This window comes from Onishia taeanensis (assembly GCF_013349955.1).
Classification (GTDB): domain Bacteria; phylum Pseudomonadota; class Gammaproteobacteria; order Pseudomonadales; family Halomonadaceae; genus Onishia; species Onishia taeanensis_B.
In genome coordinates, this window is the sequence record NZ_JABVXC010000037.1 from 1 (window position 1) to 1,137 (window position 1,137).

Sequence of the window (1,137 nt, forward strand, 5' to 3'; positions counted from 1 at the left end):
TGCAGAGTTCTGAATATGACATGGATACAACACCTTACCGATTTGATCAGGTGTTGCACTCAGAATTTGCGGGCAAGCCTAATTTCGGGCCGCTTCTACCGCCTGCTGCCTTAATTTATTTCTCAGCCATTAACCTGGCCGATCATCTAGCCCTCGTTGGTCACCTATTGAAGAGACCCGTTACAGGCGGTATGGGGCTCATATAGCGACGTTGTCGGCCCAAAGGCCTTCCTTACGTGGCCAATTGGCCGTAATTCGCTAACTTCTCAATGTTGTGCACCAGGCAGTAGAGCTGCCACTGGCCTTGCACCTTCTTATTGCCCCGCAGGCTGAAGCGACTCAGTCTTTTCGTCGTGCCAATGTTCCCGAATACGGGTTCCACGACCGACATGCGATGGCTGTAGATTGCCTTGCCCTGAGGACTTTCTACGCGGTGTTTCATCCAGTCGGTGTAATTGGGCAGGCGTTTGTTTTCGATCATAAACGATACCTGTCGGCCGGCACCATTGCGATGGTCGGCCGAGCTAGGGTTCTGCATGCATCGGTATTTCCTTGGGCAAGGTCGGCATTGCAGCAAACGGCCTTCGAAGTGCACCCGGATCTGGCCATTCTCGGTTGCCCGTTGCCCTCGATAGGTCAGGCTCTCGCCGGCTGGGCAGGTGCAGGTTAGCGCTACGGGATCGAACTGAAACGCGCTGGCCGGCGTCGTCTCTTTCCTGCCTTTATCGGGTAAGCACTGGTGGCGCTTGCCGTATTTGCCTTTCTGGACAGCGAACTTGGGATCTCGACTGCGGAACTGGTTGTCGGGTACGTAACCGTTGATCTGGTGTTCATGCAGGTACTTCATATTGGCTTCGTTGGCGAAGCCGGTATCCGCGGTCACAACGGTGCCTTGCTGGTAGATGTTCTCCGCAATCCCCAGTGTCTTGAAGCGAGCATCGACGGCCTCCAATACCGGCTGCAAAGTGTGATGCTCTTGACCTTCGCCAAAGGGCTGAGCGCCAATGATGATCTGGTGTTTCTTATCCACCGCGGCGACGCCGTTATAGCCCTGGATCGTTGTCGACGCCGGAGCTATAAGTCCGTAAATCATCAAAACAGATTGTCCCCCCGACCCGCATGGCCTTCCCTTGTTGG

2 protein-coding genes are annotated in these 1,137 nt (G+C 54.9%); one reads left to right on the forward strand and one right to left on the reverse strand.

Going from position 1 to position 1,137, the window contains the following annotated elements; all coding sequences use genetic code 11:
* The coding region (locus HUS66_RS17685; RefSeq protein ID WP_217488178.1) for a hypothetical protein at positions 1-206 on the forward strand (206 nt) is incomplete at its 5' end.
* A 26-nt stretch (positions 207-232) separates the two neighbouring features.
* Here the strand turns inward: HUS66_RS17685 and HUS66_RS17345 are convergent.
* Positions 233-1,137 (reverse strand): transposase (locus HUS66_RS17345; RefSeq protein ID WP_254628900.1); only part of this gene is annotated, 905 nt, incomplete at its 5' end.